General features: G+C 30.1%; 5 protein-coding genes. All 5 read left to right on the forward strand.

All coding sequences use genetic code 11. The features are described 5' to 3' along the window. The first annotated feature begins 169 nt into the window (after window positions 1-169). The 5 genes from ACH5TX_RS00390 (at window position 170) to ACH5TX_RS00410 (ending at window position 3762) form a co-directional block, all read left to right on the forward strand. Window positions 170-433, forward strand: a complete 264-nt coding sequence (locus ACH5TX_RS00390; protein ID WP_439337582.1) for a hypothetical protein — start codon at window positions 170-172, stop codon at window positions 431-433. Beyond that, complete coding sequence (locus ACH5TX_RS00395) at window positions 417-839, forward strand: hypothetical protein (RefSeq protein WP_439337583.1); 423 nt, start codon at window positions 417-419, stop codon at window positions 837-839. Before ACH5TX_RS00390 ends, ACH5TX_RS00395 begins: the two co-directional genes overlap by 17 nt. Window positions 840-1006: 167 nt before the next feature. Then, entirely contained in the window at window positions 1007-2191 is a 1185-nt protein-coding gene (locus ACH5TX_RS00400; RefSeq protein ID WP_439337584.1) for a ComEA family DNA-binding protein, read from the forward strand. 144 nt (window positions 2192-2335) lie between these two features. Then, complete coding sequence (locus tag ACH5TX_RS00405) at window positions 2336-3052, forward strand: tetratricopeptide repeat protein (RefSeq protein ID WP_439334443.1); 717 nt, start codon at window positions 2336-2338, stop codon at window positions 3050-3052. A gap of 281 nt (window positions 3053-3333) precedes the next feature. Beyond that, window positions 3334-3762, forward strand: coding sequence for a hypothetical protein (locus ACH5TX_RS00410; RefSeq protein ID WP_439337585.1), 429 nt, complete (start codon window positions 3334-3336; stop codon window positions 3760-3762). Window positions 3763-4032 lie beyond the last annotated feature (270 nt).

The raw sequence follows: 4032 nt of genomic DNA on the forward strand, positions 1-4032 counted from the left end.
AAAAACGTTGTACAACAAAGTATAAGAAATAATACTTAAATTCATTCCTAAATCAAAAGGTTAGTGCATTTTTAGTCACTCTGATTTTCCTGCGGAAAATCCTCGGACACAAAACCGCACTATTCTTATACATAAACGTTGCCAGTAATTTGAGAAACCACGTCTATAAATGAAAATTGATGATATTTTAAAATTAAAGACAGAAGAGATAATTAAAATTCAGAAGAAAAAAAATATTACAACTTGGCTTCTCGGAATTATTGTTTTATTTATTATCGTTATTAAAGTCATTGATTATTCTAAAACAAATGAGTTTGATTCAATGATGATTTTACCTGTTGTCTTTTTACCAATGGTAATTTCTGATTTTATGAAACTGAATAAAATTAATGCGGAATTAAAGTTTAGAAACACAAATGGAAAAAGTAATTAAAGTATTTCACTACTTCAGTTATATAAAATATCCGATACTAATAATTGGAATTTATTATTTCTATAAACCATTCTTTTCCGAAAATAGTAATCTATTAGAAAACTATAATTATGGTTTGATACTTTTAGGACTTGGAATGGGACTCGACTCACTAAAAGATTACGGAAAATTGACTTGGTTAGACAAAAAAGTTTATCATAAACCGAAAATCGCTAAATATTACTTTAGCGTCCTTGGATTAGTAATTTTAAGTATTATTATATCTGGAATCATAGGATACTTTTCGACAGAACAAAACGCTCTGAAAGAATTATCTATTGGATTTATAATTTTTGGAATTGGAACTATCGGAATTTTGAAAGCAGGAATTCAAGTGACAAAAGATTTTATGGAAACGGAAAAATAAAAACTACTGGCAACACCGTGTATAATTAATGGCTGGTTCTCGCCTACTTACGAAAATCCTCGCGGATTTTCTATTCAGTAATTATTTGCTAAATTAGGTGCTTAAACACGCCACTAATCATACACAAAACCGTTGTGCGCAAGCTGAAAAAACCAATCTAAATTTGAATGAGTACTAAAAAAGAAAAAGGAATTTTATTATTAGAAGAAGTACTGGAAAACCTTCAAAATCCAAAACTACCTCTATTTAACTCTATTCAAAAGTTGAATAGGATTGGAAAATTATTAAACGAAGAGAAATTGACAATTTGGACAGAAGTTCAATTAGGAAATGTACTATTTACACAACCAATCCAAAATTGGCTAGATAGTTATACTGAAAACGAAAGGGAGAATAGTAAAGAATCAAAAAAAGACCTCAAGGAGAAATTTGAAAAACTTGAGGAAATTGGAATTAATTTAGCCAATATATTTACTAGTGAAGAACTTTCCGCAAAATCAATTGAATCTGGTGGTGGACTAAATAACATTGGCTTCGTTGAGGAAAAGTACAATGATTTTATTAAATCAAAAAGAGGAAATGATGGTACATTTTATAAATCAAACTTATCTAGTAATTTATCTATTGTTAAGGCTATAGCTTACAAAAAAGCATCTGCATATCATAAAAAATACGCATACGAATCACTACCCGAATCAAACTTTGAAATTTTAAAAGCCAATGTAGAGGATGTACTTTTTGAAATTGACCCAGAGTTAGCAGAAAAATTGATGTTAGTTTTTAAATCTGTTTCTTCAGATAAACCAGAGGAATGGTCACAAGCACTTACTAGCTGTAGAAGATTTTTCGAAAAATTAGCAGATAATCTATTTCCTGCAACTGATGAAAAACTAAACGGAAGAAGCCTATCAAAAGAAAACTACATTAATCGATTATGGGCTTATATGGATAAGAGTATTGAAAGTAAGTCAAATAGAGATTTAGCAAAAAAGCACGTAGACCTACTAGGATTGTATCTTCAAGGAACTTACAAAATTGCAAATAAAGGAGTCCATAGTCATATCACAAGAATAGAGTCAATTAAAACCGTTATGCATATATACCTAGTGTGTGCTGATTTATTGGATTATTTGGATAAAGATAAGTTCATTAACAAAAAGCCAGATATTTATAATGCTTCACTTGACGAATTGGAAGTTGTTGGAAATATTTCAAGAAAAATAGCAAAAGAAATAATCAAGTTAAGAGTTAATAAATCAAAAATAACGGAGGAAGATTTGAAAAAGATTCCTGGTGTCGGAATAAAAACTTTAAAAAATTTCTTATCAAATATTTCAATTGAAAAAAAGTAAAAGCCAGCGCACAACAAAGCATAAAATTAATGGCTGGTTCTAGCCTATTTGGAAAATTCCTGCGGAATTTTCCGCTGATAAGTTTCTATTTACTAAATTAGTGCTTAAACGCGCCACTAATATTATACGTAACCGTTGTAAGTAATGCCTAAAAAACTGATCTACATATTATTAATAGTCATTACCCTTAACTCTTGCGATTTTAGGCCTGCTTCCGAATACTATAACAAAGCTTTAGATATTGAGAAAAAAGGAGATTTAAAACTAGCTATACAGTTACTTGATAAAGCAATTGCAAAAAAAGAAAACCATAGACCAGCCCTATTGAATAGAGGAACTTATAAATCAGATTTGGGTCTTTATGACGAAGGCAACAAAGACTATAAAAGAATATTAGACTTTGACCCAGACAATACCTCTGCCCTCTTTAATATAGCTAATAACTTTAGCTTACTTGAAAAACCGAACCATGCAATCAAATATTATACTAAAGCTCTTAAAACAAAAGGAGCTCTAAAGAGTTTCGCTAGTTCAGACGGAAAGGCTATGGCCTTCCAATTTAATGATGATTATAAGTACTTTGACAATGATGCAGACTATTATGTGCACGATTGTGAAATATATTTTGAGCGCGGAATTGAGTATCTAGCTATAGAAGAATTTGATATGGCAATTTCTGATTTTAAAAAGTCCCTTCTTTCTAACAATGCAAAAAAAGATTGCTATTACTTAATTGGTGAAGCTTACATTGGGAAAAAGGATTCAATAAACGCTTGTCAAGCGTTTATTGAATCTGCGAAACTTGGAGACAAAGACGCAAGAGAAATGTTAAAAGAACATTGCATCAAAAAAGAAAAGTAAATGACTTTAATCTCAAACATATTTAAATGGATTTTGATAATCTTATTCTTTCCTCTTTCTTTAATATTCGTAGCATATTATAGACAGAAAAAAGCAAAGAAAGAATATTGGAAAAAAGAAACAACTGAATAAAGCACTACTTACAACAAAGTATAAGAAATAATGCTTAATTTTATTCCTAAATCAAAAGGTTAGTGCTTTTTTAGTCACTCTGATTTTCCTGCGGAAAATCCTCGGACACAAAATCGCACTATTCTTATACACAACCGTTGTAGCGCATTTTGCCAATGAGAATTTTTAAAAAGAAATATAAAGTTGATTACGAGAATCTGATATCCAAACTTGAAATTGGAAATGAAGTAGAAATACGAGAATTATTATGGAAACCAAAAAATAAAGCAGTTGAATATTTACCAAATACGACTGAACTCGTTAAAAAACTAAAAAAAGAAAAAACTGCTGACCAACTCAAAATTCATAAAAAACTTGAAAAAGGTCGTTTTGAATTATTAGTTTTCGAAATAACTTGGACTGAAAGTGATGTTCCATACAGTCCGATAATAATTGACAAGTCGAATAGTAAAATTGTTGGAGTAATGTTGCCTTTTAATGAATTGATTCCACATTTGACCAATAAAGAGAATAAAGAAATTGGAAGCTTGGGAATAGAATGGACAAGTTTTGTAATTGGATATAGAACTGGAAAATAAACGCGCTACAACAAAGTATAAGAAATAATGCTTAAATTTATTCCTAAATCAAAAAGTTAGTGCGTATTTGGTCACTCTGATTTTCCTGCGGAAAATCCTCGGACACAAAATCGCACTATTCTTATACACAACCGTTGGGTTTAATGCCCAAAAAAACGAACTAATAACAAAAAAGAGAAAAATGATTTATCTAGGAATGATTGGAGCTTGGCAACTAATTATAATATTAGTAGTTGTATTACTTGGAATTTTACCAACAATTATTGCTCT

Origin of the sequence: Thalassobellus citreus (assembly GCF_044385915.1) — a bacterium.
Lineage (GTDB): Bacteria > Bacteroidota > Bacteroidia > Flavobacteriales > Flavobacteriaceae > Thalassobellus > Thalassobellus citreus.